This window comes from Ornithinimicrobium panacihumi, from assembly GCF_052073805.1.
Classification (GTDB): Bacteria; Actinomycetota; Actinomycetes; order Actinomycetales; family Dermatophilaceae; genus Ornithinicoccus; species Ornithinicoccus panacihumi.
On sequence record NZ_JBQGWG010000007.1, the window covers coordinates 91334 to 117068 of the forward strand.

25 protein-coding genes are annotated in these 25735 nt (G+C 72.0%); 20 read left to right on the top strand and 5 right to left on the bottom strand.

Annotated features, from left to right (window positions below):
* Positions 1 to 7: 7 nt before the first annotated feature.
* The gene (gene ku, locus ACTMMA_RS08795; protein ID WP_441189741.1) at positions 8 to 1030 is read left to right on the top strand and encodes a non-homologous end joining protein Ku; all 1023 of its coding nucleotides are present in this window, start codon (positions 8 to 10) and stop codon (positions 1028 to 1030) included.
* A 3-nt stretch (positions 1031 to 1033) separates the two neighbouring features.
* Here ku and ACTMMA_RS08800 read toward each other — a convergent pair whose 3' ends face one another.
* Positions 1034 to 1711 (bottom strand): hypothetical protein, encoded by a 678-nt coding sequence (locus ACTMMA_RS08800; RefSeq protein WP_441189742.1) that lies wholly within the window; start codon positions 1709 to 1711, stop codon positions 1034 to 1036.
* Positions 1712 to 1922: 211 nt separating this feature from the next.
* Here ACTMMA_RS08800 and ACTMMA_RS08805 point away from each other — a divergent pair, with 211 nt between their 5' ends.
* The 5 genes from ACTMMA_RS08805 to lgt all read left to right on the top strand — a co-directional run bounded on the left by ACTMMA_RS08805 (position 1923) and on the right by lgt (position 8416).
* Positions 1923 to 4448, top strand: coding sequence for an ATP-dependent Clp protease ATP-binding subunit (locus ACTMMA_RS08805; protein WP_441189743.1), 2526 nt, complete (start codon positions 1923 to 1925; stop codon positions 4446 to 4448).
* Positions 4449 to 4520: 72 nt separating this feature from the next.
* Positions 4521 to 5579 carry a lipid II:glycine glycyltransferase FemX gene (locus ACTMMA_RS08810; RefSeq protein WP_441189744.1) on the top strand — a complete coding sequence of 353 codons (1059 nt, stop codon included), beginning with the start codon at positions 4521 to 4523 and terminating at the stop codon, positions 5577 to 5579.
* Between the two features lie 38 nt (positions 5580 to 5617).
* The gene (locus ACTMMA_RS08815) at positions 5618 to 6328 is read left to right on the top strand and encodes a trypsin-like serine protease (protein WP_441189745.1); all 711 of its coding nucleotides are present in this window, start codon (positions 5618 to 5620) and stop codon (positions 6326 to 6328) included.
* A 109-nt stretch (positions 6329 to 6437) separates the two neighbouring features.
* Positions 6438 to 7538, top strand: coding sequence for a lipid II:glycine glycyltransferase FemX (locus ACTMMA_RS08820; protein ID WP_441189746.1), 1101 nt, complete (start codon positions 6438 to 6440; stop codon positions 7536 to 7538).
* Entirely contained in the window at positions 7538 to 8416 is an 879-nt protein-coding gene (gene lgt, locus ACTMMA_RS08825) for a prolipoprotein diacylglyceryl transferase (protein WP_441189747.1), read from the top strand. Before ACTMMA_RS08820 ends, lgt begins: the two co-directional genes overlap by 1 nt.
* A 90-nt stretch (positions 8417 to 8506) precedes the next feature.
* On the opposite strand, the gene ACTMMA_RS08830 is transcribed toward lgt, so the two are convergent.
* The 4 genes from ACTMMA_RS08830 to ACTMMA_RS08845 form a co-directional block, all read right to left on the bottom strand.
* Complete coding sequence (locus tag ACTMMA_RS08830; protein ID WP_441189748.1) at positions 8507 to 9412, bottom strand: iron-sulfur binding domain-containing protein; 906 nt, start codon at positions 9410 to 9412, stop codon at positions 8507 to 8509.
* Between the two features lie 2 nt (positions 9413 to 9414).
* Positions 9415 to 10470, bottom strand: a complete 1056-nt coding sequence (gene disA / locus ACTMMA_RS08835) for a DNA integrity scanning diadenylate cyclase DisA (RefSeq protein ID WP_441189815.1) — start codon at positions 10468 to 10470, stop codon at positions 9415 to 9417.
* Positions 10471 to 10624: 154 nt separating this feature from the next.
* Positions 10625 to 12082 (bottom strand): DNA repair protein RadA, encoded by a 1458-nt coding sequence (gene radA, locus ACTMMA_RS08840; protein ID WP_441189749.1) that lies wholly within the window; start codon positions 12080 to 12082, stop codon positions 10625 to 10627.
* 3 nt (positions 12083 to 12085) lie between these two features.
* The gene (locus ACTMMA_RS08845; protein WP_441189750.1) at positions 12086 to 12952 is read right to left on the bottom strand and encodes a DUF3109 family protein; all 867 of its coding nucleotides are present in this window, start codon (positions 12950 to 12952) and stop codon (positions 12086 to 12088) included.
* 30 nt (positions 12953 to 12982) lie between these two features.
* Here ACTMMA_RS08845 and ACTMMA_RS08850 point away from each other — a divergent pair, with 30 nt between their 5' ends.
* From ACTMMA_RS08850 to hemB, 14 genes are all read left to right on the top strand, one after another.
* Positions 12983 to 13924: a Ppx/GppA family phosphatase gene (locus tag ACTMMA_RS08850; RefSeq protein WP_441189751.1), complete on the top strand. Its 942-nt coding sequence runs from the start codon at positions 12983 to 12985 to the stop codon at positions 13922 to 13924.
* Positions 13921 to 14838, top strand: coding sequence for a sugar phosphate isomerase/epimerase family protein (locus ACTMMA_RS08855; protein ID WP_441189752.1), 918 nt, complete (start codon positions 13921 to 13923; stop codon positions 14836 to 14838). Before ACTMMA_RS08850 ends, ACTMMA_RS08855 begins: the two co-directional genes overlap by 4 nt.
* Before the next feature lie 52 nt (positions 14839 to 14890).
* Positions 14891 to 15856: a proline dehydrogenase family protein gene (locus ACTMMA_RS08860; RefSeq protein ID WP_441189753.1), complete on the top strand. Its 966-nt coding sequence runs from the start codon at positions 14891 to 14893 to the stop codon at positions 15854 to 15856.
* A 10-nt stretch (positions 15857 to 15866) separates the two neighbouring features.
* Complete coding sequence (proC, locus tag ACTMMA_RS08865) at positions 15867 to 16670, top strand: pyrroline-5-carboxylate reductase (protein WP_441189754.1); 804 nt, start codon at positions 15867 to 15869, stop codon at positions 16668 to 16670.
* Positions 16671 to 16746: 76 nt separating this feature from the next.
* Positions 16747 to 17286, top strand: a complete 540-nt coding sequence (locus tag ACTMMA_RS08870; protein ID WP_441189755.1) for a GNAT family N-acetyltransferase — start codon at positions 16747 to 16749, stop codon at positions 17284 to 17286.
* 112 nt (positions 17287 to 17398) lie between these two features.
* Entirely contained in the window at positions 17399 to 18586 is a 1188-nt protein-coding gene (locus ACTMMA_RS08875) for an acetoin utilization protein AcuC (protein WP_441189756.1), read from the top strand.
* Positions 18587 to 18831: 245 nt separating this feature from the next.
* On the top strand, positions 18832 to 19032 hold the full coding sequence (locus ACTMMA_RS08880; protein WP_441189757.1) for a helix-turn-helix domain-containing protein: 201 nt from the start codon (positions 18832 to 18834) through the stop codon (positions 19030 to 19032).
* A 165-nt stretch (positions 19033 to 19197) separates the two neighbouring features.
* Complete coding sequence (locus ACTMMA_RS08885) at positions 19198 to 19296, top strand: 30S ribosomal protein bS22 (protein ID WP_003792170.1); 99 nt, start codon at positions 19198 to 19200, stop codon at positions 19294 to 19296.
* A gap of 128 nt (positions 19297 to 19424) precedes the next feature.
* A complete protein-coding gene (locus tag ACTMMA_RS08890; protein ID WP_441189758.1) occupies positions 19425 to 19769 on the top strand; it encodes a glutaredoxin family protein in 345 nt (114 codons plus the stop codon).
* Positions 19770 to 19916: 147 nt separating this feature from the next.
* On the top strand, positions 19917 to 20627 hold the full coding sequence (locus ACTMMA_RS08895; RefSeq protein WP_441189816.1) for a redox-sensing transcriptional repressor Rex: 711 nt from the start codon (positions 19917 to 19919) through the stop codon (positions 20625 to 20627).
* Positions 20624 to 22003 carry a glutamyl-tRNA reductase gene (locus ACTMMA_RS08900; RefSeq protein ID WP_441189759.1) on the top strand — a complete coding sequence of 460 codons (1380 nt, stop codon included), beginning with the start codon at positions 20624 to 20626 and terminating at the stop codon, positions 22001 to 22003. Before ACTMMA_RS08895 ends, ACTMMA_RS08900 begins: the two co-directional genes overlap by 4 nt.
* A complete protein-coding gene (gene hemC / locus ACTMMA_RS08905; RefSeq protein ID WP_441189760.1) occupies positions 22000 to 22995 on the top strand; it encodes a hydroxymethylbilane synthase in 996 nt (331 codons plus the stop codon). The genes ACTMMA_RS08900 and hemC overlap by 4 nt, the downstream gene beginning before the upstream one ends.
* Positions 22996 to 22997: 2 nt before the next feature.
* Positions 22998 to 24659: a bifunctional uroporphyrinogen-III C-methyltransferase/uroporphyrinogen-III synthase gene (locus ACTMMA_RS08910; RefSeq protein ID WP_441189818.1), complete on the top strand. Its 1662-nt coding sequence runs from the start codon at positions 22998 to 23000 to the stop codon at positions 24657 to 24659.
* 71 nt (positions 24660 to 24730) lie between these two features.
* Positions 24731 to 25705, top strand: a complete 975-nt coding sequence (gene hemB / locus ACTMMA_RS08915; RefSeq protein ID WP_441189819.1) for a porphobilinogen synthase — start codon at positions 24731 to 24733, stop codon at positions 25703 to 25705.
* The last annotated feature ends 30 nt before the right edge of the window (positions 25706 to 25735 follow it).

The window sequence follows — 25735 nt, forward strand, 5'->3', positions numbered from 1 at the left end:
GGGGTGCGTGAGAGCTATCTGGAAGGGTGCCGTCAGCTTCGGGCTGGTCAACGTGCCGGTGCGGCTGTACTCCGCGACGGAGAACCACGACATCAGTTTCCACCAGGTCCGGGCCAGCGACGGCAGCCGGATCCGCTACAAGCGCGTGGCGCAGGCGGACGGCGAGGAGGTGGCCTACAAGGACATCGCCAAGGCCTACGAGACCGAGGACGGCAAGACGGTCATCCTCACCGAGGAGGACATGGCCAGCCTGCCCAACCGCTCCAGCAAGGAGATCGCGGTCGAGTCCTTCGTGCCGATCGACCAGATCGACCCGATCCTCTACGACAAGGCCTACTACATCGAGCCGGACGCCATGGGGGCCAAGGCCTACGGCCTGCTGCGGGAGGCGCTGACCGAGTCCGAGCGGGTCGCGGTCGTGACCGTCTCGGTGCGGACCCGGATGACGATGGCGGTCCTGCGGGTCGTCGACGACGTCATCGTCCTCCAGACCCTCCTGTGGCCGGACGAGATCCGGGACAGCTCCCAGCTCGACCACCTCGACGAGGTCAGCGAGCCCAAGGAGGCCGAGGTCGCGATGGCCCGGATGCTCGTCGACTCCATGTCCGGGGACTTCGAGCCCGAGGGCCACGTGGACGACTTCAAGGAGGCCGTCGACGCGCTGGTCAAGAGCAAGATCGAGGGGGGCGACGTCACCGAGAGCCCCGACGCGGGGGAGGACACGGACTCTGGCGAGGTCGTGGACCTGCTGGCCGCGCTCCAGCGCTCGGTGGACCGGGCCAAGGCCGGCCGTGGGGAGAGCTCCAGCGGCGCTGCGGCGCAGGACAAGAAGCCGGCGGAGAAGAAGCCCGCCGAGAAGGACTCGGCGAAGGACTCACCGGGGAAGGGCTCATCGACGAGGAAGGCACCGGCGAAGAAGACGGCGTCGAGGACCGGCGCCACGGCCTCGAAGAAGACTGCCGCGAAGAAGGCCCCCGCCAAGAAGGAGACCCCCGCCAAGAAGGCGACGAGCAGGAAGAAGGCCAGCTAGCGCTCAGGGCGCGGTCGTCGTCGCCGCGTCGTCGCCCTCGCCCTGCGCGTCCTCGGACTGCTCGATCACGGCCTGCTTGGGCGAGCAGCCCAGCCCACGGTCCAGACCCTGGGCGGCCTGGCCGGCCGCGGCCAGCAGCCCCTTGGTCGTGGCCTCGTCCTTCTCGCCCAGCGACTCGGCCACGATCGTGTGCGGGACGCGGTCGTCGCGCTTGGTGGCGCCGGGACGGGTGCAGGTCGTCAGGCCGGTGACGAGGCCGTCGGAGATGTAGGACCGGCCGAGATACTCCGGGCCGGGCTCGACGCCCTCGGCGGCCTCCGCCCGCTCCCGGGCCGTGGCGCGCGCCTCGTCCCCGAGCAGGATCGACAGGCGCACCACGGGCTCCTGGGCACCCTTCTCCCCGGTGAGCACCTCGCAGACCCAGCCCTCGGCGTCGTCCTGCAGGACGAGCTGGCGGGGGTTGACCGGCTCGCCGCCGGAGGCGGCCTCCACGGCGGCGGGGTTGACGTGCTCGCACAGCCAGCCGCCACGTCCCGGCTCGCCCTCGAGCCCGTCGTCGGTGGCGACCGCGGCGTCGTCGGTGGTCCGCCCCGCAACGGTGGCGTCCTCGGAGGTGCAGGAGGTGAGGACGAGGGCCAGGCCCGCGGCGACCGCGGTGCTGGAGAAGATCCGGTTGCGCATGGCCGGACATGGTATGCGGTGCTGCTGGGTGGTTCCTGCACCCCGCCGGAGGATTTATGCCGGGGGCGAACACGGTGGTGCGGCCGCGCGGGCGGGGAACATCATCGGTCGGCACCGACGTTGAGCCACACAGACGCAACGTAGAGTGGACGAAAGCCCGTGAGGGTGGCCTGCCACCACGCGTGCCACGACGAAAGTTGAGGAGTGAGGCATGTTTGAACGGTTCACCGACCGCGCCCGTCGCGTGGTGGTGCTCGCGCAGGAAGAGGCGCGGCTGCTCAACCACAACTACATCGGGACCGAGCACCTGCTGCTGGGCCTGATTCACGAGGGGGAGGGCGTCGCCGCCAAGGCGCTGGAGTCGCTGGGGATCAGCCTCGACGCCGTGCGCCAGCAGGTGCAGGAGATCATCGGCCAGGGCCAGCAGAGCCCGACCGGCCACATCCCCTTCACCCCGCGCGCCAAGAAGGTCCTGGAGCTCTCGCTGCGCGAGGGCCTGCAGCTGGGCCACAACTACATCGGCACCGAGCACCTGCTCCTCGGCCTCATCCGTGAGGGCGAGGGCGTGGCCGCCCAGGTGCTTGTCAAGCTGGGCGCCGACCTCAACCGGGTCCGCCAGCAGGTCATCCAGCTGCTCTCCGGCTACCAGGGCAAGGAGGCCGCCACCGCCGGTGTCGGGGCCTCCCAGGGCCCCGAGGGCCAGCAGGCCGGGTCGCTGGTGCTGGACCAGTTCGGCCGCAACCTGACCCAGGCCGCCCGCGAGGCCAAGCTGGACCCGGTCATCGGCCGTGGTGCCGAGATCGAGCGGGTCATGCAGGTGCTCTCCCGCCGCACCAAGAACAACCCGGTCCTCATCGGTGAGCCCGGCGTCGGCAAGACCGCCGTCGTCGAGGGACTGGCCCAGGACATCGTCAAGGGCGAGGTGCCCGAGACCCTCAAGGACAAGCAGCTCTACACCCTCGACCTCGGCGCCTTGGTCGCCGGCAGCCGCTACCGCGGTGACTTCGAGGAGCGGCTCAAGAAGGTCCTCAAGGAGATCCGCACCCGCGGCGACATCATCCTGTTCATCGACGAGATCCACACCCTCGTCGGTGCCGGTGCCGCCGAGGGCGCGATCGACGCCGCCAGCATCCTCAAGCCGATGCTGGCCCGCGGCGAGCTGCAGACCATCGGTGCCACCACCCTGGACGAATACCGCAAGCACATCGAGAAGGACGCCGCCCTCGAGCGCCGCTTCCAGCCGATCCAGGTGGCCGAGCCCACCCTCAAGCACGCCATCGAGATCCTCAAGGGCCTGCGCGACCGCTACGAGGCGCACCACCGTGTCTCGATCACCGACGGCGCCCTGGTGGCCGCGGCCACGATGGCCGACCGCTACATCAACGACCGCTACCTGCCGGACAAGGCGATCGACCTGATCGACGAGGCCGGGGCTCGACTGCGGATCCGTCGCATGACCGCTCCGCCGGACCTGCGCGAGTTCGACGAGAAGATCTCGCACGCCAAGCGCGAGAAGGAGTCCGCGATCGACGCGCAGGACTTCGAGAAGGCGGCGCGGCTGCGCGACGAGGAGCACAAGCTCACCCAGGCGCGCGCCGAGCGGGAGAAGGAGTGGAAGAACGGCGACATGGACGTCGTCGCCGAGGTCGACGAGGAGCTGATCGCCGAGGTCCTCGCCGCGGCCACCTGCATCCCGGTCTTCAAGCTCACCGAGGAGGAGTCCCAGCGGCTGCTCCACATGGAGGACGAGCTGCACAAGCGGATCATCGGCATGGACGACGCCATCACGGCGCTGTCCCAGGCGATCCGCCGCACCCGCGCCGGCCTGAAGGACCCGCGCCGCCCCGGCGGCTCGTTCATTTTCGCCGGCCCCACCGGCGTCGGCAAGACCGAGCTGGCCAAGGCGCTGGCCGAGTTCCTCTTCGGTGACGAGGACGCCCTCATCACCCTGGACATGTCGGAGTACTCCGAGAAGCACACCGTCTCGCGGATGTTCGGCTCGCCCCCCGGCTACGTCGGGTACGAAGAGGGTGGCCAGCTGACCGAGAAGGTGCGGCGCAAGCCGTTCTCGGTCGTCCTCTTCGACGAGGTCGAGAAGGCCCACCCGGACATCTTCAACAGCCTGCTGCAGATCCTGGAGGACGGTCGCCTGACCGACAGCCAGGGCCGGGTCGTGGACTTCAAGAACACCGTCATCATCATGACCACCAACCTGGGCACCCGCGACATCGCCAAGGGCGTCTCGCTCGGCTTCTCCGCCGGGCCGGACACCCGCAGCAGCTACGAGCGGATGAAGAACAAGGTGCAGGACGAGCTCAAGCAGCACTTCCGCCCCGAGTTCCTCAACCGCGTGGACGACACCATCGTCTTCCCGCAGCTGACCCAGGACGAGATCGTCAAGATCGTGGACCTGATGATCGCCCGTCTCGACGAGCGGCTCAAGGACAAGGACATGGCGATCGAGCTCACGCCGGCGGCCAAGGAGCTGCTGGCCAAGCGTGGCTACGATCCCGTCCTGGGCGCGCGCCCGCTGCGCCGGGCGATCCAGCGCGAGATCGAGGACCAGCTCTCCGAGAAGATCCTCTTCGGCGAGCTGACCGCCGGCCAGATCGTCCTGGTCGACGTCGAGGACCCGGTGGGCGAGGGCAAGAACAGCGACAAGGTGTTCACCTTCACCGGCTCGGAGAAGCCCTCCGAGGTGCCCGACACCCTGCCCGTGGAGGAGCAGACCGGCTGAGCCCGACCCAGCACGACCCCGCACCGGGCCAGGTGACCGTCTCGGTCACCTGGCCCGGTTAGGGTTGGCGGCATGACGATGCGCGAGGCGACCGCCGAGGAGAAGGCACGCTGGGAAGACCTGGTGTGGGACAGCCCGGCCGGACCCGACCTGATGCAGCTGGTGCCCTACGCCCAGGTCAAGGCGGCCACCTGGGGCTTCCGCCAGATGGTCCACAGCTTCCCGGGCCGGGAGGACCTGCCCGTCCTCTACCTGGTCCGCAAGGTGCCGCCCTTCGGTGAGTTCTGGTACGCCCCAATGGGGCCGAGGGTCACCGACCAGGAGCACCTGGCCCTGGTCTGCGACGACCTGCGCGCCGGCGGTGCCTTCGCCGTCATCATGGAGCCGGCCATCGCCGCCGAGGGCCCCACGAGCAAGGCCGACCTGGCCGCGACGATCCCGGGGCTGGAGGAGTTCATCCAGCTCCAGCCCGGCACCAGCACGGTGTTCATCGACCTGGAGCCGTCGGAGGAGGAGCTGATGGCCTCCTTCCGCCAGCGGGCCCGGCGCTACATCCGCAAGACCGGTGAGGCCGTCATCGAGCACCGCACCGACGACGCTTCCTTCGAGCAGCTGTGGAAGCTCTACGTCCCCACCATCTCCGACCGGGCCGGTCTGCCGCTGCGCCCCAAGGACTACTACCTGGACGCCTGGCGTCTCTACCGCGACCGCGGCGAGGGCCACGTCATCCTGGCCTACTCCTCCCCGGAGCGGCACGAGCAGGGGGAGCCCGAGGCCGGCATCTACCTGTGGCAGCACCGCGACCTGGGCTACTACCGTGACGGCGGCTCGATCCGGACGCCCGAGGCCAACGGGCTGCAGTACCGCGTCCAGTGGGAGGCCATGCGCTGGTGCAAGGAGCAGGGTGCGACGACCTACGACATGTTCGGCGCCCCGCCCAGCTGGGCCGTGGACGACAAGAGCCACCAGATGCACGGCCTGGTCCAGTTCAAGACCGCCTTCGGCCAGATCACCGACACCGTCGGCACGATGCGTCTGGTCGTCGACCCGAAGCGGGCCAAGGCCTGGGACAAGGTCGGGGTGAGGGTCTACTGGCGGATGGGCCGGAAGAAGAACCCGCTCTTCTACTGAGCACTTTCCCCGAGACAGCGGCGCGACACCGCGAGCTCTTGGCCAGCTGGCGCTGCACCGGCACCCAGATGGATGCCGACACCTTCCTCACCGCTGGCCACTGCACCTACGGCGCCGACGCCGTGGCGATCTGGTACGGCGATGACGTCGACCACCTGACCGGCGCGGACTTCGACGTCTTCACCGACGCCAAGGTCAACGCCGACGCCTACAGCTACTCCGCGATCAGCCACCCGGAGTACGACGACGCCGGCTTCTACCTGCACGACGTGGGCATCGTCGACGAGGTGGTCCTCAACGAGGGCACCTCTTTCGACGCCTACGGCGAGCTGCCCGAGCTCGGCTACTGGGACGCGCAGCTGGCGCTGAACAAGAAGTTCCGCGACAGCTTTACCACCGTCGGCTACGGCCTGCAGTGGGCGACGCCGACCCGCGGCAACTCCCCGGACAATCCCAACCGCCGGGCCAACGAGGAGCGGTGGGTCAAGCTCCAGGCCGGTGGCGAGCTGATCAACAACCGGCAGTTCAACGCGGGCAAGGGCCAGGACGCCTATGTCGTGCTGACCAACAACGCCCGCACCGGGGGCACCTGCTCCGGCGACTCGGGCGGCCCGACCTTCATCGACGGGAGCAACATCGTCGTGGCGGTCACCTCGTTCGGCGTGAACGAGACCTGCGCCGGGACGAGCGGGGTCTACCGCATCGACACCGCCGACGACCTGGCCTGGATCGGCCAGTTCGTCGACTGACGGGCCGTTCGAGGTCCGACCTCCTTCGCGCGCGCTCGGCCCCTGCCTCCCCCTGCGCCCAGCAGGCCGGGAGGTGGGGGCCGGGCGCATGCCGGGGTAGCGTAGGCGCGTGCCCGTCCTCGATCTGTCCGATCCCGCTGCCGTCGAGCGCTACTCCGCCTTCGTCCGCTCCCACCCGCACCGGGCCCTGACCCAGGACCTGCGCTGGGCCATCGTCAAGGACGACTGGGGGCAGGAGGCGGTCTACCTCGAGGAGGGTGGCCAGATCGTCGCGGCCATGACGATCCTGGTCCGCCGTCTGCCCGGCGGGTTCTCCGTCCTCTACGCCCCCCGCGGCCCCCTCGTCGACTGGGACGACACGACGATGGTGCGCCGCATCCTCGCGGAGGCGGCGCCCCTGGTGAAGAAGCACCGCGCGATCATGACGCGGATCGACCCCGAGGTCCGCTTCGACGCGGGGCTCGACGCCTGGTTGCGCAGCCAGCCGGGGTGGGTGGTCAAGAACGTCGGCGCGGGCAAGGACGATCTCATCCAGCCGCGCTACAACATGGTCGTGCAGCTGCGCGACGAGGATGGCCAGCAGCTCACCGAGGACGAGCTGATCGCCAAGTACAACCCCCGCACCCGGTCGCGCGTGCGGGGCGGTCGCCGCAAGGGCCTGGTCACCCGGGCCGGCACGTCGGATGCGGATCTGCGCCTCTTCCACGAGATCTACACCTTCATGACACGACGCAACGGGATCACCGCGCGCGAGCTGCCCTACTTCGAGCGCATGCGAGAGGCCTTCGGCGACCGCATGCGCGTCCTGCACGTGCAGCACGAGGACGACACCCTGGCCTCCTCGGTCACCATCGACTACTTCGGCAAGCTCTACTACCTCTACGCGGGGTCCAACGACACCAAGCGCAATCTCGCCCCCAACCACCTGATGAACCACGAGCTGATGGTCTGGGGCCTGGCGAACGGCGCCGAGTCCTACGACCTGGGCGGGGTCTTCGCCCTCGACGAGAGCGACGGCCTCTACGAGTTCAAGAAGGCCTTCACCAAGGGCGACGGCGGTGCGACAGAGCTCATCGGCGAGATCGACATCGTGCACAACAAGCTCCTGTATGCGGCGCTGGCTACCGCGCTCCCGCGCGTCCAGCTCGCGCGGCGCACCGTGGCGGGCAAGGTCTCCGAGCTGGCCAGCCGGCGCAAGGGGAACGGCTGATGACGCACCTGACCCTGCTGCCCGGCGAGATCCCCTATCCCGACATCGACCCCGGCTTCTCGATCGGCCCCCTGACGATCCACTGGTACGGCGTCATGTACGCCATCGGTTTCGTGCTGGCCTGGGCCCTGGGCACCTGGCGGGCCAAGCGACCGGGCTGGGCCTGGACGCCGGACGACGTGAGCGACCTGATCCTCTACGCCGCCATCGGCGTCGTCGCCGGCGGCCGCATCGGCTACATCCTCTTCTACGGCTGGGCCAAGGTCGCCGAGGACCCGATGTCCGTCCTGCGGATCTGGGAGGGCGGCATGTCCTTCCACGGCGGTCTGCTGGGCGTGCTCATCGCCTGCTGGCTCTACGGGCGCAAGACCGGACGCGGCTTCTGGCGGGTCACCGACTTCATCGCCCCGCTGGTCCCGCTCGGCCTGTTCTTCGGCCGCGTCGGCAACTTCATCAACGGCGAGCTGTGGGGCAAGCCGACCGACGTGCCCTGGGCCATGGTCTTCCCGGCCGCCGACGACCAGCCCCGGCACCCCACGATGCTCTACGAAGGCATCCTCGAGGGCTTGGTCCTCTTCGCGATCCTGTGGTGGTTCTCCTCCCGCCGACCGCCGGTGCGCGCCGTCAGCGGCCTCTTCCTGCTCCTCTACGGCACCTTCAGGTTCGCCGTGGAGTTCCTGCGGATCCCCGACGACCACATCGGCTACCTGGCCATGGACTGGCTGACCATGGGAATGATCCTGTCCGCCCCGATGATCGTGGCCGGCGTGATCCTGCTCTGGCTGGCCTACGCCAACCCCTGGCCCCACGACCACGAACCTCACGACCCCAGCGGCCCGCAGGAGCCAGCCGACGAGCAGACCCCCCGCGCCGCCTGACCCACCCTTCCCCCGACCGGCGACACGTTCTGCTCCCCACCGGAGACACGTTCTGCCCCCGACCGGCGACACGCTCCGCGTGAGTTCGGCTCAGCCCGGCAGGCGGAAGCGGTCACCGGCCAGCGGCTCGACCAGCCCGTCGGCCACCAGCCCGTCCAGGCAGCGGTAGGACTGGTCGCGGTCGTGCCACACCGCGTGCAGCGCGGCTCCCTCGACCGGGCCCCCGCTCTCCCGCAGGACCTGCACCATCCGCCCCCGGCACTGCCGGTCCGTGCCCACCCACGCCTGGCCGCGCCGCGTGGGCCCGTCGTAGGCCGGCGACCCCGCCAGCCGCCAACGGCAGACCTGCGCCAGCGGGCACTCCCCGCACCGCGGCGCCCGGGCGGTGCACACGAGCGCGCCCAGCTCCATGACCGCGACGTTCCAGACCGCGCTCTCGGCCTCGTCGGCGGGCAGCAGCGACGCGGCGAGGGTGACCTCGGCCCGGGTGAGTGAGGGCGCCGGCAAAGCCAGCCCGCCGACCGCTCGCGCCTGCACCCGACGGATGTTGGTGTCCACGACCGTCGTCCGCAGCCCGAAGGCGAAGGCGGCGACCGCGGCGGCGGTGTAGTCCCCGATGCCCGGCAGCGTCCGCAGCGTCGCCTCGTCGCCCGGCACCTGCCCGTCGTGGTCGTCGCGGATCGCCGTCGCCGCCGCGTGCAGCCTCAACGCGCGGCGGGGATAGCCCAGCCGCCCCCACTCGCGCACGGCCTCCCCGGGCGCCGCGGCCGCGAGGTCGGCGGGGGAGGGCCACAGCCGCATCCACCGCTCCCACACCGGCAGCACGCGTGCCACCGGCGTCTGCTGCAGCATGACCTCCGAGACCAGCACCTCCCAGGGCGAGCGCTCCGGACGGCGCCACGGGAGATCGCGCTGCTGCGCCGCATACCAAGGAAGGAGGAGGGTATGCAGCAGCTCGGGTGCCGGGGAGCCGTCGGCGGGGGAGGGGCGCGCCACGGTCAGGAGTAGCGCTCCAGGATGGAGGCCTCGGCGAGGCGGGAGAGGCCCTCGCGGACGGCTCGGGCCCGGGTCTCACCGACGCCCTCGACCTGCATGAGGTCCTCGAGGCCGGCGGACAGGAGCGCCTGGAAACCGCCGAAGTGCTCGACCAGCCGGTCCACGATCGCTCCGGGCAGGCGCGGGATCCGGTGCAGGAGACGGTATCCGGCGGGGCTGAGCCCGTGCAGGTCGAGCCCGTCACCGATGACGGTGATGCCCAGGCAGGCGGCGACGGCGGGGAGGTCGAGCAGCTGGGCGCTGTCCAGCGCCGAGAGCGACTCCAGGATCTCGGTCGGGTCGTGCGCGCTGTCGGTGGCGGCGGCGTAGTCGCGGACGACCAGCTCACGGTCGCGGCCGATGCCGCCGGTGAGCTCCTCGAGCTGGAGGCCGACGAGACGACCGTCGACGCCGAGCTCGATGACGTACTGCTCGATCTCGCCGCTGATCCTGCGCACCATCTCCAGGCGCTGGAGGACGGCGGCGACCTCGCGGATCGTCACAAGGTCCTCGATCTCCAGCGCCGAGAGGTTGGCGGTGACCTCGTCGAGGCGGGCACGGTAGCGCTCCAACGTCTGGAGCGCCTGGTTGGCCTGGGCCAGGATCTGGGTCCGTGCCTCCAGGACGTGGCGGTGGTCGCCGACGTAGAGAGCCACGATGGCCATCGACTGGCTGACCGAGATCACCGGCATGCGGGTCTGCTTGGCGACCCGCTCGGCGGTGCGGTGGCGGGTGCCGCTCTCGCGGGTCTCGATCGAGGGGTCGGGGACGAGCTGGGTGGCGGCCCGCAGGATCCGGGTGCCCTCGCGGTTGAGCACGATGGCGCCGTCCATCTTCGCGAGCTCGCGCAGGCGGGTGGCGGAGAAGTCGACGTCGAGCTCGAAGCCGCCGGAGGAGATGGACTCCACGGTCCGGTCGTTGCCGAGCACGATGAGGGCGCCGGTCCGCCCGCGCAGGATGCGCTCGAGCCCGTCGCGCAGATCCGTCCCCGGAGCCACCGCCGCGAGGGTCGCGTGCATGGTCTCCTCGTCGCTGCGCTCCACCACGGCGTGCACCTCTCCTTCTCGCTGCCCGGGCCGGGACGGTCCCCTCGCCGCCTCCGGGTCGGTCTCCCTCGTCCTGGGGTGATCCTAGGGCCACGCGGCGCCAGATCCTTCGCCGATCCGCCGGGCTTTACCCCTTCGTGATGTCGAGCCCCTGGCCCGTGGCGGTGCCGCCGGTGCCGGTGCGCCCGTCGGCGGCGCTGGCGTGCGACGCCGAGACCACCAGGGCGACCGCCTCGGCGAGGGTGGCGACCTCGTGCACGCGCATCCCGGCCGGCGCCGGACCCTCGGTGAGCGAGCCGGTCGGGACGACCGCCTCGCGGAAGCCGATCCGGGCGGCCTCGGCCAGGCGGCGGGGCAGCCCGGTCACGGGACGCAGGTCGCCGGCCAGGCCGACCTCGCCGACGGCGATCGTGCCGACGGGCAGGGCCAGGTCGCCCAGGGCGCTGGTCAGCGCCAGCGCCAGGGCGAGGTCGGCGGCGGGCTCGCTGAGCCGGACGCCGCCGACGGTCGCGGCGTAGCAGTCGTGGCGGGCCAGCGGCACGCCACCGCGCTGGGCGAGGACGGCCAGCACCATCGCCAGACGGGAGCCGTCCAGCCCGCTGGTCGTGCGTCGGGGGCTGCCGGCGGCCGCCTCGCTGACCAGCGCCTGCAGCTCGGCGACCAGGGGGCGACGGCCCTCGAGGGTGACCGTCACGCAGGTGCCCGGCACGGGCCGGTCTCGGCTGGTCAGGAAGAGGCCGCTGGGGTCGGGCAGCCCGACGATCCCGGCGTCGCCCAGGTCGAAGCAGCCGACCTCGTCGGTGGGGCCGTAGCGGTTCTTCACCGCCCGCACGAGGCGCAGCCGGGAGTGTCGCTCTCCCTCGAACTGGACGACGACGTCCACGAGGTGCTCCAGCAGACGCGGCCCGGCGATCGAGCCGTCCTTGGTGACGTGCCCGATGAGGATCGCGGCGGTCCCGCGCGACTTGGCCGCCTGGATCAGCGCCGCGGCCACCTCGCGGACCTGGCTGACGTTGCCGGGCGATCCCTCCACCTCGGCCGAGGCGATGGTCTGGACGGAGTCGAGGACGACCAGGGTGGGGTCGGCCTGCTCCAGCTGGCCCAGGATGGTGGCAAGGTCGGTCTCGGCGGCCAGGAAGAGGGTGTCGGCGACGGCACCGATCCGCTCGGCGCGCAGCTTGACCTGAGCGGCGGACTCCTCGCCGGAGACGTAGAGCACCGACTCGCCCTCGCGGGCCGCCCGCGCGGCCACGTCGAGAGCCAGGGTGGACTTGCCGATGCCGGGCTCGCCGGCCATCAGCACGACCGCGCCCGGGACCAGCCCCCCGCCCAGCACCCGGTCGAACTCGCCGACGCCGGTGGAGCGGGCCTGCGCGGCGGTGGCGTCGACCTGCGCGATCGGGACGGCCGGACGGCTGGGGGAGACGGCCGAGGTGCGCACCGCCGTCGGCGCGCCGACCTCCTGGACGGTCCCCCAGGACTGGCACTCACCGCAGCGGCCGACCCATTTCACCGTCGCCCAGCCGCACTCGGTGCACCGGTATCCCGCGCGGGCCGCCGCCCGTCCGCTCGTCTTGCTCGCCACGGGTCACACCCTAGGCAGCGGGTCCGACAGACCTTCGCGCGCCGCCGCGGCCGTCGCGGGGTGCACGAGGAGCGGGAGCAGCTCACGGCCGTCAGGTCCCGGCCTTCCGGCGCGATGCCCCAGCAGCTCCTGGGCCGCGAGGTGGTCCTCGCAGAGGCGGGCGAGCACTGCATACCCCTCCTCGCCGACGAGCTCCACCAGCTCGGGCCGCAGGGACACGAAGAGGGGGACCGCCCCGGTGTGGGCCACCGGCTCGTTCGTGCAGTACCAGTCGAGGTCGTGCCCGCCGGGGCCCCAGCCGCGCCGGTCGTACTCGGTGATGGTGATCTCCAGGTAGGAGCTCCCGTCGGGCAGCTCCACCTCCCGGTAGGCACGGCGCACCGGCAACTGCCAGCACACGTCGGGCTTGGTGGTCAACGGCTCGACCCCGCGGGCCAGCGCGGCGCGGTGCAGCGCGCACCCCGCCCCGCCCGGAAAGCCCGGACGGTTGAGCAGGATGCAGGCCCCGTCGAGCACGCGGGTGGCGATCGTGGGACCCGATCCCTCGTCCTCGTCCCCGCCGTCCTCGTCGTCGTCCTCGACGGTCCACCCCTCCGCGAGCCCCTCCCCGCGCAGCTGCCACTCCTGCGCGGACAGGCTCTCCACGACGGCGGAGACCCTGGCGAGATCGTCGGCGTCGGTGAAGTGGGCCCCCAGCGTGCAGCAGCCGGCGTCCGGCTCGCCGGCATCGATGCCGGGGCAGCCACGCCCGAACAGGCACTGCCACCGCGAGGTGAGCCAGGTCAGGTCGACCCGGAGGCGCTGCGCCGGCTCGGCCGGATCGGTGAACTCGGCCCAGGTGCGGGGGATGTCGAGCGGGGTCGCGGTCACCCCGCAAGGGTAGGTGGGATACTGGCGGATATGCGCCTCGGTGTGATCGACGTCGGTTCCAACACCGTGCACCTCCTCGTGGTGGATGCCCACCACTCGGGCGCCCACCCCATGCCCGACTACTCGCACAGCACGGTGCTGCGGCTGGCCGAGCACATGACCGAGGACGGCGACATCTCCCAGGCCGGGGCCGACCAGCTCTGCGGCTTCATCAACGAGTGCGTCGAGGTCGCCGAGGAGCGGGGCGTCGGGCATCTCATGGGCTTCGCGACCAGCGCGATCCGTGACGCGGGCAACACCGAGGACGTGCTGACCCGGGTCAAGGAGGCCAGCGGGGTCGACCTGCGGGTCCTCGACGGGGACGACGAGGCGCGGGTGACCTTCCTGGCGGTGCGCCGCTGGTTCGGCTGGTCGGCGGGCAAGCTGCTGTCCATCGACATCGGTGGCGGCTCCCTGGAGCTCGCCGCGGGACTGGACGAGGAGCCGGACGTGGCGATCTCCCTGCCGCTGGGCGCCGGCCGCCTGACCCGGGAGCTGGCCGCCGACCCGCCCGGCCCGGCCCAGGTCAAGGCGCTGCGCAAGCGCGTGCGCTCCGAGGTCGCCTCCGCCCGGCCCAGGCTCGCCCGCGTCGGCGAGCCCGACCTGGTCGTCGGCACCAGCAAGACGATCCGTTCGCTGGCCCGGGCCTGCGGCGCGGCACCCAAGGGCGACGGTCCCTACACCCCCAGGACCCTGACGCTGGCCGACCTGAGCGACCTCGTGCCCCGTCTGGCTGGCATGACGGCGGCAGAGCGTGCGACCCTGCCAGGGGTGTCCGCCGCGCGCGCACCGCAGCTGCTCGCCGGCGCGATCGTGGTCGAGGCGGCCATGGAGCTGCTCGACGTGCACTCGCTGTCGGTCTGCCCCTGGGCCCTGCGTGAAGGGCTGATCCTGCGCTTCCTCGACGGTCTGACGGAAGGATCCACCTCATGACCTCGACGCACATCCCCGTGCACCTGTCGACCTCCTCGGTCTATCCCGAGAACGCCGCCTACGCCTTCGACCTGGCCCAGCGGCTGGGTTACGACGGGGTGGAGATCATGGTCTGGACCGACCCGGTCACCCAGGAGGCCGGTGCGCTCAAGGCTCTCTCGCAGCTGCACCGGATGCCGATCGGGGCGATCCACGCGCCCACCCTCCTGCTCGCCCAGCGCCTGTGGGGCTGGGAGCCCTGGGGCAAGATCGAGCGGGCCCTGGACCTGGCGGCCGAGGTGGACGCCGGGTGCGTCGTGGTGCACCCACCCTTCCGGTGGCAGAAGGGCTACGCGGAGGGCTTCGTCGAAGGGGTGGCTGAGCGTCAGGCGAAGTGGGGCGTGGCGATCGCGGTCGAGAACATGTTCCCCTGGCGCTCCGGCGTCAACGCGATGCAGGCCTACCTGCCCGGGCCTGACCCGCGCGACTTCCCCTACGGCGACGTCACCCTCGACATCTCCCACGCCGCGACGGCGGGCACGGACGCCCTCGAGCTCGCCCAGGACCTGGCGGGCCGCATCCGCCACGTCCACCTGGGGGACTCCTTCGGGTCCTTCAAGGACGAGCACCTCGTTCCCGGCCGCGGCGCGCAGAAGTGCGCGGAGGTGCTCGACTTCCTCGTGGAGACCGACTACGACGGTGTGGTCAGCCTCGAGGTGGGCACCCGCAAGATGAATCGGGTCTCGCGCGAGAACGCCCTCGCCGAGTCGCTGTGGTTCGCCCGCACCCACCTGCGCCAGCACCACCTGCCCGGGGCCGACTGGCGTCCGGAAGGTGCTCCTGCGGCCGACAGTTCCGAGCCGGCCGGCCTGGGCCCCAGCCCGGTCGACGCCGTCGCCGACGACGCCCTCACGCCGGGCCCCGCCGCCGGCTGAGCACCGGCACCACCGAGCACCCGGGTGACAGGGGACGGCATACCCTGTCCTCATGGACCTGGACGACCTCAACCCGGGCGCACTCATGCGCCAGACCCTGCTGGGGATGAGCCGCAACGAGCAGTTGCGCTCGGTCATCGAGAAGGCACCCGTGAGCAGGGACGTCGTGCGTCGCTTCGTCGGCGGCACGGCCACGCACGAGGTCATGTCCGTCGCCTCCGAGCTGGTCGACACCAGGCGCCTGGTCACCATCGACTACCTCGGCGAGGACACGGCCGACCCGGCGATGGCGACGCGGACCAGGGAGGCCTACGTCGAGCTGCTGGGGGCGCTGGCCGCCTCCGGCCTCAGCCAGGAGGGTGCCGTCGAGGTCAGCCTCAAGCTGAGCGCGCTGGGGCAGGCCCTCGGCCGGGACGGCAACAAGATCGCGCTGGAGAACGCCCGCGGGATCTGCCAGGCCGCGGCCAACGCCGGCACCACCGTGACCCTGGACATGGAGGACCACACCACCACCGACCTGACGCTGTCGGTGCTGCACGACCTGCGCCAGGACTGGCCGTGGGTCGGGGCGGTCCTCCAGAGCTATCTCTACCGGACCGAGCAGGACTGCCGGGACCTGGCCACCGCCGGCTCCAGGGTGCGGCTGTGCAAGGGGACCTACAAGGAGCCCGAGCACGTCGCCTTCCAGGAGAAGGGCGACGTCGACCGCTCCTACGTGCGCTGCCTCAAGATCCTCATGGAGGGCGAGGGCTACCCGATGGTGGCTACCCACGACCCGCGCCTCATCGAGATCGCCACGGTGCTGGCCGACAAAGCCCAGCGCGGGGCGGAGGACTTCGAGTTCCAGATGCTGCACGGCATCCGTCCGGACGAGCAGCTGCGCCTGGCCGCCGGCGGCGCCCGCATGCGCGTCTACGTGCCCTACGGCGAGGAGTGGTACGGCTATCTCATGCGCCGGATGGCCGAGCGCCCCGCGAACCTCGGCTTCTTCCTCCGTGGCCTGGCGTCCCGGGGCTGAGGTGGGAGCGATGACGATCGCCCTGCTCGGTGCCGGGGTCATGGGCCAGACCCTGCTCTCCGCCCTCGTGCGAGCGGGGCACGATCCCGCCTCGCTCCTCGTCAGCGACAAGTCGGCGGGGCGGGCCGAGCAGGTGGCCGGCCCGGTCGGCGCGCGTGCGGTCTCCGCGACGGAGGCCGCGCGCACGGCGGACATCCTCGTGCTCGCGGTCAAGCCTCAGGACATGGAGGCGCTGATCGAGGAGATCCGCGAAGAGGTACGCGACGACGTGCTCGTCGTCTCGATCGCCGCCGCCATCTCCACCGAGTTCCTCGAGCGGCGGCTGCCCGAGGGTGCCTCGGTGGTCCGGGTCATGCCCAACACCCCCGCGCTGGTCGACCAGGGCATGTCGGCGGTCAGCCCGGGGCGGCACTGCACTCCCGAGCAGCTGGCCCAGGCCCGCACCCTCCTGGAGAACGTGGGCAAGGTCCTGGTCATCGACGAGTCCCACCAGGACGCGGTGACCGCCATCAGCGGCAGCGGACCCGCCTACATCTTCTACGTCGTCGAGGCGATGATCGAGGCGGGCGTCCTCCTCGGACTGCCCCGCGACACCGCGACCGGGCTGGTCGTGCAGACCCTCTACGGCGCGGCCACGATGATCCGGGAGACCGAGGCCCACCCGACCGTGCTGCGCGAGCAGGTGAGCAGCCCCGGCGGCACCACGGTCGCCGCCCTGCGCGAGCTCGAGGACCACAAGGTGCGTGCCGCCTTCCTCACCGCGATGGAGGCCGCCGCCCGGCGCAGCGCGGAGCTCTCCCCGCCGGCAGGCTGACGTCCGATCCGCGTGGACACCCGTTGTTCACGGAGTCCTGGCGCCCGCGCCGGGAGCGTGTGACAGAGTAGGAACCATGAGTGAGATCCGCGTGCGCGTCCTGAGCGAGGACGAGTGGCCCAGTTACCGCGATGTGCGTCTGCGTGCGTTGCGTGAGTCGCCCGAAGCCTTCGTGGCCTCCTTCGAGGAGGAAGACGCGTTCGAGGACTCCGTCTGGATCCAGCGCATGGACCGCTCGCGCCGCATCCTGGCCGAGGACGGCGACCAGGTGATCGGCGTCGTCAGCGTCGGCACCGGGCACCGCACCGGGATCCCTGGCGCCGGCGAGCTCTTCGGGCTGTGGGTCGAGCCCCCGCGCCGCGGCACCGGCGTGGCGCGCCGGCTCATGGAGAAGGCCGCCGCGGTGGGCCGCGACGTCGGTCTGCGCCAGCTCGTCTACTGGGTGGGCACCGACAACGGCCGTGCCGTGGCCTTCGCCTCCAGCTTCGGCTTCCGCCCCACCGACGACCGTCGGCCGATGCGGATCCGTGGCGTGGACCCGGACGACGCCGAGTCCGAGGAGCTCATGATGGTCTACCCCCTGGGTGACCACGTGGCGGTCCCCACCTCCCTCTGACGCCCGTCAGTCTCTGACCCGAGCGACCCGAGCGGCGACCTCCTCCCGCCGGGCAGAGACGTCTGCCCGGTCCCACTACGCGTGGTCGTGGAGGGTGGACTACCGTGAAGCCATGACCAGGTCATGGGTGATGTGGGACGAGCGTTACACCGCGTACGACTTCGGCCCCGGCCACCCCATGCACCCTTCCCGGCTCGACCTGACCTACCGCCTCTCCAAGGCGCTGGGGCTGCTCGACCACGAGGACGTCCTCGTGCAGCCGGTGCGGCAGGCCACCGACGAGGAGCTGCTCACCGTCCACACCCCCGAGCTGATCGAGGCCGTCAAGGCTGCCTCGCTCGACCCCGCCGGAGCTGGCGGGCGGCACGGCGTCGGCACCGAGGACACCCCCGCCTTCGCGGGCATGCACGAGGCCTCGGCCCTCGCTGCCGGCGGCACCCTCGAGGCGTGCGAGGCCGTGTGGTCGGGCCAGGCCCGGCACGCCGTGAACATCGCCGGCGGCCTGCACCACGCGATGCCCAACGCGGCCAGCGGGTTCTGCGTCTACAACGACATCGCCGTCGGAATCCAGCGTCTGCTGGACCTGGGCGCCAAGCGGGTCGTCTACCTGGACCTGGACGTCCACCACGGTGACGGCGTCGAGCGCTGCTTCTGGAACGAGGAGCGCGTCATGACGGTCTCGATCCACGAGACCGGCCGGGCGCTCTTCCCGGGCACCGGCTTCCCCGGCGACACCGGCGGCCCCCGCGCCCAGGACACGGCCGTCAACGTGGCGCTGCCCCCCGGCACCGGCGACGAGGGGTGGCTGCGGGCCTACCGCGCCGTGGTGCCCACCATCGTGGGGGCCTTCCGCCCCGACGTCATCGTCAGCCAGCACGGCTGCGACTGCCACTACGCCGACCCGCTGGCGCACCTGTCGGTCTCGATGGAGGGCATGGCGACGGTGACCGAGTGGGTCCGTGACCTGGCGCTGACCGCCAGCGACGGCAGGTGGGTCTCCCTGGGCGGTGGCGGCTACGAGCTCGTCGACGTCGTGCCCCGCGCGTGGACCCACCTCATCGGCGTGGCGACCGGCCACCCGGTCGACCCCGCGACCCCCGTCCCTGCCGAGTGGTTGCAGCACGTCAGGGAGAACTACGACCGGGAGGCCCCCGAGCTGATGGGGGACCGTGGTGGCCGCCCGATCCGCTACGGTGACTGGGCCGACGGCTACCACCCCGAGGACCCCGTCGACTCGGCCATCATGGCCACCCGGCGCGCGGTCTTCCCCGGCTGGGGCCTGGATCCATTCCTGGACTGAGCGGGTCCCGCCTCCGACCGGGGCGACGGTTCCGAGAGGTGCCGAGAACCCTCCTGGCACAGAAGCGCCATACCGTCCCGTTGGCATTTTTCTGCCCCACACGGCGTGTTGCGCTGGACAATATCGCGCCCCGACTTTCGCAATGACCACATCTGCCCCTAGTGTTGGGCCACAACACCCAGGTGGAAGCGGTCCGGAGGGGAAGCCGAGCCCGCATCCACGCCCGAGTAGATGAGGATGCTTCGATGGCAGAAGAGCGTCAGCTCGCCGAGATGACGTTCATGACCGTGGCCGAGGTGGCCGCGGTGATGCGCGTCTCCAAGATGACCGTGTACCGCCTGGTGCACTCCGGCGAGCTCCCCGCGGTGCGCGTGGGCCGTTCGTTCCGGGTTCCCGAGAAGGCGGTCAACGCCTACCTCGAGGACTCCTACCACGGGACCGCCTGAGGGCACCTCCCCGAGACTCCCCGGACCGCCACGGTTTGGGGACGGCCTCGCCCAGCCGTTATTCTGGAGGGCACCCGTCGTGCGAGTAGATGTGGCAGCGTCGCCTGCCCTCCCGCGTGGAGACGGCTGGCACGACCCTGACCGACGAGACGAAGGATGCGCCCTATGGGCTCTGTGATCAAGAAGCGCCGCAAGCGGATGGCCAAGAAGAAGCACCGCAAGCTGCTGCGCAAGACGCGTCACCAGCGTCGCAACAAGAAGTGATCGCGGGGGCGGTGAGAGCCGCCCCGTCGATCGGCAGATGGCGCCGCCCCCTCAGGGCTGGCGCCTTCTGCGTTGCCCGGCAAGAGCACGCCCGGCAAGAGCACGTCCACGGACCCGAGGAGGACATCGTGCGGTGGCCATGGTCCCGTCCCGCCCCGCCGAGCGGACGCCAGGTCGACGCCGCGGCGGACGTCGACCCCGTCGAGGTGCTCATCTGGTCCCGTCAGGGATGCCACCTCTGCGAGGAGCTCGAGCAGCAGGTCCGGGCGACCGCGGGCAGCACCGGCCGGTCGGTCGTGGTCGCCGTCGAGGACGTGGACGAGCTGTCCCGCTCCAGCCGGCCGGAGGACCAGGAGCTGGCCGCGCGGCTGCACACGCTCGTGCCCGTGCTCGTCGTCGACGGGGTGGAGATCGGGCACTGGAGACTGACCGACGAGGAGGTCCGGGCCGCGCTGACGCGACGAGCGACCTGAGGGCTGCCGGCCACGGCGAGCCGCCCGAACCTGATGGCGTGTGGCTGGTGGGACGCCCCTGGGGCGGGCTCCGGCACGCGTTTTGGTCAGGACGGGGTTCGCGCCTATTGTGAGGGGGTCCGCGTCAGACCGTGAGGGCCTAGTGATATAAGGCGCCCGGTCGGCGTCGATCGTCCCGAGAGGAGCCGTAGCGCTGTGATGGCCGAGTCCACCCGACGCGGGGTCCCCGAGGCCACCGTCGGACGGCTCCCCGGCTACCTGCGTGCGCTCACGTCGCTGTCCGAGCAGGGGTGCGTCTCCGTCTCCAGCGACGACCTGGCAGACCTGCTCGGCCTGCGCTCGGCCCAGGTGCGCAAGGACCTCTCCAGCCTCGGCTCCTACGGAGTGCGCGGTGTCGGCTACGACGTGCAGCGCCTCTCCGAGCAGATCTCGGCCGAGCTGGGTCTGGCCGACGAGCACCCCCTCGTCATCGTCGGGTTGGGCAATCTGGGACGGGCGCTGGCCGCCTACGGCCAGCTCGCGACCCGTGGTTTCCGGGTGGCCGCCCTGGTCGACAAGGACCCCGCCCTCGTCGGGCAGCAGGTCCACGGCCTCCCGGTCCGGGCGCTGGCCGATCTGGACCCGGCGCTCGCCGCCGTCGCCGTGGCCGTGATCGCGACCCCGGCCACCGTCGCCCAGGATGTCGCCGACGCCCTCGTGGCACTCGGTGTGCGCTCGATCCTCAACCTCGCCCCCGTCGTGCTCCGCGTCCCCGAGCAGGTCGACGTGCGCGCGGTCGACCTGGCCAGCGAGCTGCAGGTCCTCGCCTTCCACGCCCACCAGCGCGACCTCGCCTCGGTCTGCGGTGATGCCGGATGAGCATCCTCGTCGTCGGCGTCAGCCACCACAGCGCCCCCATCCAGCTCCTGGAGCAGGCCGCGCTGTCCCCCCAGGGCGTGCAGGAGCTGGGCTCGGTCGTCCACGCGAGTGACCACGTCGCCGAGGCGCTGGTCCTGGCGACCTGCAACCGACTCGAGGTCGTCGTGGAGGCCGACACCTTCCACGGCGCCCTGGCCGAGGTCGGGGAGGCACTCTGCAAGGTGACGGGGCTGACCGGCGACGACCTCATGCCGCACGTCTACGTCCACTACGACGAGCGTGCGGTCTCTCATCTCTTCTCCCTCGCGTGCGGACTGGACTCCATGGCCGTCGGCGAGAGCCAGATCCTGGGCCAGCTGCGGTCCGCCCTGTCCCGCGCCCAGGAGGCCGGCCACCTCGGGCCCGTCCTCAACCCCCTCCTCCAGCGCGCCCTGAAGGTGGGCAAGCGTGCCCACGCCGAGACCACCATCGACCAGGTGAGCCGCTCGCTGGTCGCGCTCGGCCTGGAGCGTGCCGCACGGGTCCTGCCCGACCTCACCGCCTCCCGCGTCGTCGTCCTGGGCGCAGGCGCCATGTCCGGGCTGGTCGTGGCCACCCTGGTCCGTGAGGGCATCGACGACGTCACCATCCTCAACCGCACCCGTGACCGTGCCGACCGGCTCGCGGAGCTCCACGGCGTCCGGGCCGACGACTGGTCCCGCCTGGAGACCCTCGTCGGGGCGGCCGACCTCGTCGTGACCGGCACCGGGGCGCTCGGCCACGTGGTCGGCGCGGACCTGCTCACCCGCGCCCGCACGGCACAGGGTCGCGCCGGCGCCCCGATGGTCCTGCTCGACCTGGCCCTGCCCCGCGACGTCGACCCCGAGGTCGCCCGCCTGGCCGGAGTGCGTCTGTGGGGCCTGGCCGAGCTGGACGAGGAGCTGGACCGTGCCCGCGCGGAGGGCGAGACGACCGACGACGTCGAGCTGGCGGTCCGGGCCGTCCGCGAGATCGTGGACGGCGAGGTCGCCGAGCACCTGGCCCGGCGCCGGGCCGCCCGTCTCGCGCCCACCATCGCCGCCCTGCGCACCCGCTCCGCCCAGGTCGTCGAGGCCGAGCTGACCCGGCTCGACCAGCGCCTGCCCGACCTGCTCCCCCAGGAGCGCGAGGAGGTCAGGCAGACCCTGCGTCGCGTCGTGGACAAGGTGCTGCACACGCCGGTCGTGCGGGCCAAGCAGGGCAGCACCGAGATCCGCGCCGGCGACCTCGGCGAGGCCTTCCGCGAGCTCTTCGACCTCGACCCCTACGACGCTGCCGCCGTCTCGGCGCCACCGGCCGCCGGGCCCCACCTGCTGCCCGACCACGACGACTCCGCGCGGGGGAGGGGGTCTCGATGAGCCGGGGCACCCTGCGGCTGGGCACCCGCGCCAGCGCCCTCGCGACCAGCCAGTCCCAGTGGGTCGCCGACCACCTCCGCGCCCAGGGATATGACGTGGAGCTCACCCTGGTCCAGACGGTCGGGGACACCAACCGCGCCAGCCTCTCCCAGATCGGCGGGACCGGCGTCTTCGCCTCCGCGCTGCGTGACGCGCTCACCGCCGGCGAGATCGACTTCGCGGTCCACTCCCTCAAGGACCTGCCCACCACTCCCGAGCCCGGCCTGGTCGTGGCCGCAGTCCCCGTCCGGGAGGACCCGCGGGACGTGCTCGTGGCCCGCGACGGTCTGACGCTGGACACGCTGCCGGAGGGAGCCACCGTGGGGACGGGCTCCGCGCGCCGTGCCGCCCAGCTGCGCCAGCGGCGTCCGGACCTCCAGATCCGTGACATCCGCGGCAACGTCGGGACTCGCATCGACCTGGTCCGCGACGGCGAGCTGGACGCGATCGTCCTGGCGGCGGCCGGCCTGTCCCGGCTGGGCCGCCTCGACGAGGCCACCGAGCTGCTCGACCTGTCCGTGATGCTGCCGGCGCCGGGCCAGGGAGCCCTGGCCGTGGAGTGCCGGGAGGCCGACCACGACCTCCGCACCTTGCTCGCCGGCGCCCTCGAGCACGCCCCCACGCGCGCCGCGGTCGACGCCGAGCGGGCGGTGCTGGCCCGTCTCGAGGCCGGGTGCACCGCCCCCGTCGCGGCCTACGCCGCCCCGGCGGACACCACCGCGGCCGATGCCTCCGCGGCCCCCGAGCACGCCACGCCCGGCGCGCTCGCCCTCTCAGTCTTCGTGTCGCTGCAGGACCGCCCGCAGCACCACGAGGCGACCGGGACCGACCCGGTCGCGCTTGGCCACACCGTGGCCGACCACCTGTTGACCCGTCTCGACCCCGGCACCGTCGGGGGCGAGGGCAGCCTGCCCCCGCCCGCGTCGCCCGAGGTCACACACACCGGAGTGTGAGCATGACTACCGAAGCCGCGCTGACCACCGCGCCCCTCGTCGACGGGACCACCGCTGCACGCGTGGCGTTCGTCGGTGCCGGACCCGGTGACCCTGGGCTCCTGACCGTTCGTGCCCGCGACTACCTCGCGGCGGCGGACGTGGTGCTCCTGGACACCCTCCACCGCGCCGACGAGGTGCGCCCCTGGACCCGTGAGGACGTCGAGTTCGTCGTGGCCGGCCCGCAGACCGAGGGGGGCAAGCCGCTCACCGAGGCGGCCAGGGCCAAGCTCCTGGTCAAGACCGCCACCCGCTTCTCCAGCCCCGCCCACCTCGTGGTGCGCCTCATGGACGGCGACCCCAGCGCCTTCAGCGGCCTGGCCGCCGAGGCGATGGCCTGCCGCGAGTCCTCCGTGGCCTTCGAGATCGTGCCCGGTGTGAGCACCGCCTGGTCGGTGCCCGCCTACGCCGGTGTCCCGCTGACCGCCCACGAGCGCAGCGGCGCCCTCCACATGCTCACCGCCGGCGACCCGGCCACCGACTGGTCGTTGTCGGTCCACGACGACATCACCGTCGTCCTCCTGGGCAGCGGCGCCGACCTCAAGGACGGCCTGGACGCCCTGCGCGCAGCCGGCCGCTCCGCGGAGAGCCCGGTCGCCCTGACCGAGCACGGCACCACGGTCACCCAGCACACCTCCGTCCTCACCCTCGCCGAGGCCATCACCGCCCTGGAGAACGGCACCTGCGGCGCCCCCGAGGCCACCGTCGCCGTCGTCGGCCCGCAGGTGGAGCTGCGCGCCGAGCTCAGCTGGTACGAAACCAAGCCGCTCTTCGGCTGGTCGATCCTGGTGCCCCGCACCAAGGACCAGGCCGGTCCGATGACCGACCGGATCGCCGCCTACGGTGCCACCTCCTCGGTCGTCCCGACGATCAGCGTCGAGCCGCCCCGCACCCCGCAGCAGATGGACCGCGCCGTCCGCGGCCTGGTCACCGGCCGTTACGAGTGGATCGGCTTCACCTCCGTCAACGCCGTCAAGGCGGTCCGGGAGAAGTTCGAGGCCCTCGGCCTGGACGCCCGCGCCTTCTCCGGCCTCAAGCTGGCCGCGGTCGGGGGCGCCACCGCCGACGCGCTGCGCGAGTGGGGCCTGGAGCCCGACCTGGTCCCGGACGGCGAGCAGTCCGCCCGTGGCCTGCTCGAGGCCTGGCCGCCCTACGACGACGTCCTCGACCCGATCGACCGGGTCTTCCTGCCCCGCGCCGACATCGCCACCGAGACCCTGGTCGCGGGCCTGCGCGACCTGGGCTGGGAGGTCGACGACATCACCGCCTACCGGACCGTGCGCGCCGCCCCGCCGCCGGCGCCGGTGCGCGAAGCCATCAAGAGCGGTGTCTTCGACGCGGTCTGCTTCACCTCCTCCTCGACGGTGCGCAACCTGGTCGGCATCGCCGGCAAGCCGCACCCGACGACGGTCGTGGCCTGCATCGGCCCCGCGACCGCCAAGACCGCCGAGGAGCACGGGCTCAAGGTCGACGTCGTGGCCTCCGAGGCCAGTGCCATCGCCCTCGTCGACGCCCTCGCCCTGCACGCCCAGATGCTGGCGGACCAGGCGCAGAAGGCCGGCGAGCCGGTGCTGCGCCCCAGCCAGAAGCGCGCGAGCGGCCGGCGCAGCCGCGCCCGCAGGTGAACGGGACCAGGCCCTCACGACCCCGAGGTGACGGCGGCACCCGGGAGGGTGCCGCATACCCGACCCCTGTCGTGCGCCCCCGGCGGCTGCGCACGACACCGGCGGTGCGACGCCTCGTCGCCCAGACCAGGCTGCACCCGGCCGACCTGATCCTGCCCGTCTTCGTGCGGGACGGCATCGAGGAGCCGCAGCCGATCACCTCCATGCCCGGCGTGCTCCAGCACACCCCCGACAGCCTGGTCGCGGCCGCGCGCGAGGCCGTCGACCTCGGCGTCGGCGGGATCATGGTCTTCGGCGTCCCCCGCGACGAGGACAAGGACGGCGTCGGCACCTGCGGGACCGATCCGGACGGCGTCCTCAACGCCGCCCTGCGACGGCTGCGGGACGAGCTCGGCGACCGGACCGTGCTGATGAGCGACCTGTGCCTGGACGAGTTCACCGACCACGGGCACTGCGGCGTCCTCGACGACCACGGCCGCGTCGACAACGACGCGACGCTGGAGCGCTACGCCGAGATGGCGGTGGTGCAGGCCGAGGCCGGCGCGCATGTCGTCGGACCCAGCGGGATGATGGACGGGCAGGTGCGGGTCGTGCGGCAGGCGCTGGACGCGGCCGGGCACCAGGACGTGGCCGTGCTGGCCTACACGGCCAAGTACGCCTCCGCCGCCTACGGTCCCTTCCGCGAGGCGGTCGCCTCCACCCTCCAGGGCGACCGGGCGACCTACCAGCAGGACCCGGCCAACCGCACCGAGAGCCTGCGCGAGCTGGCCCTGGACCTCGAGGAGGGCGCGGACCTGGTGATGGTCAAGCCGGCCCTGCCCTATCTCGACGTCCTCTCCGACGTCGCCGCGCTCGCGGACGTGCCGGTCGCGGCCTACCAGGTCAGCGGCGAGTACGCCATGATCGAGGCTGCCGCGGCCCACGGCTGGCTCGACCGCGACCGGATGGTGCTGGAGACCCTGACCTCGATCCGTCGCGCCGGCGCCCAGCTGGTCCTCACCTACTACGCCGCCCACGCGGCACGACTCCTGGGAGGTGGGTCCTGAACGGTCAGCCCGAGCACGTCGAGCCGCGCT

Coding starts and splice junctions, on each gene's coding strand:
- ACTMMA_RS08800 (WP_441189742.1), bottom strand. CDS start 1,711: ATGCGCAACCGGATCTTCTCCAGCACCGCGGTCGCCGCGGGCCTGGCC.
- ACTMMA_RS08805 (WP_441189743.1), top strand. CDS start 1,923: ATGTTTGAACGGTTCACCGACCGCGCCCGTCGCGTGGTGGTGCTCGCG.
- ACTMMA_RS08810 (WP_441189744.1), top strand. CDS start 4,521: ATGACGATGCGCGAGGCGACCGCCGAGGAGAAGGCACGCTGGGAAGAC.
- lgt (WP_441189747.1), top strand. CDS start 7,538: ATGACGCACCTGACCCTGCTGCCCGGCGAGATCCCCTATCCCGACATC.
- disA (WP_441189815.1), bottom strand. CDS start 10,470: ATGCACGCGACCCTCGCGGCGGTGGCTCCGGGGACGGATCTGCGCGAC.
- ACTMMA_RS08850 (WP_441189751.1), top strand. CDS start 12,983: ATGCGCCTCGGTGTGATCGACGTCGGTTCCAACACCGTGCACCTCCTC.
- ACTMMA_RS08855 (WP_441189752.1), top strand. CDS start 13,921: ATGACCTCGACGCACATCCCCGTGCACCTGTCGACCTCCTCGGTCTAT.
- ACTMMA_RS08860 (WP_441189753.1), top strand. CDS start 14,891: ATGGACCTGGACGACCTCAACCCGGGCGCACTCATGCGCCAGACCCTG.
- proC (WP_441189754.1), top strand. CDS start 15,867: ATGACGATCGCCCTGCTCGGTGCCGGGGTCATGGGCCAGACCCTGCTC.
- ACTMMA_RS08870 (WP_441189755.1), top strand. CDS start 16,747: ATGAGTGAGATCCGCGTGCGCGTCCTGAGCGAGGACGAGTGGCCCAGT.
- ACTMMA_RS08875 (WP_441189756.1), top strand. CDS start 17,399: ATGACCAGGTCATGGGTGATGTGGGACGAGCGTTACACCGCGTACGAC.
- ACTMMA_RS08880 (WP_441189757.1), top strand. CDS start 18,832: ATGGCAGAAGAGCGTCAGCTCGCCGAGATGACGTTCATGACCGTGGCC.
- ACTMMA_RS08885 (WP_003792170.1), top strand. CDS start 19,198: ATGGGCTCTGTGATCAAGAAGCGCCGCAAGCGGATGGCCAAGAAGAAG.
- ACTMMA_RS08900 (WP_441189759.1), top strand. CDS start 20,624: ATGAGCATCCTCGTCGTCGGCGTCAGCCACCACAGCGCCCCCATCCAG.
- hemC (WP_441189760.1), top strand. CDS start 22,000: ATGAGCCGGGGCACCCTGCGGCTGGGCACCCGCGCCAGCGCCCTCGCG.
- ACTMMA_RS08910 (WP_441189818.1), top strand. CDS start 22,998: ATGACTACCGAAGCCGCGCTGACCACCGCGCCCCTCGTCGACGGGACC.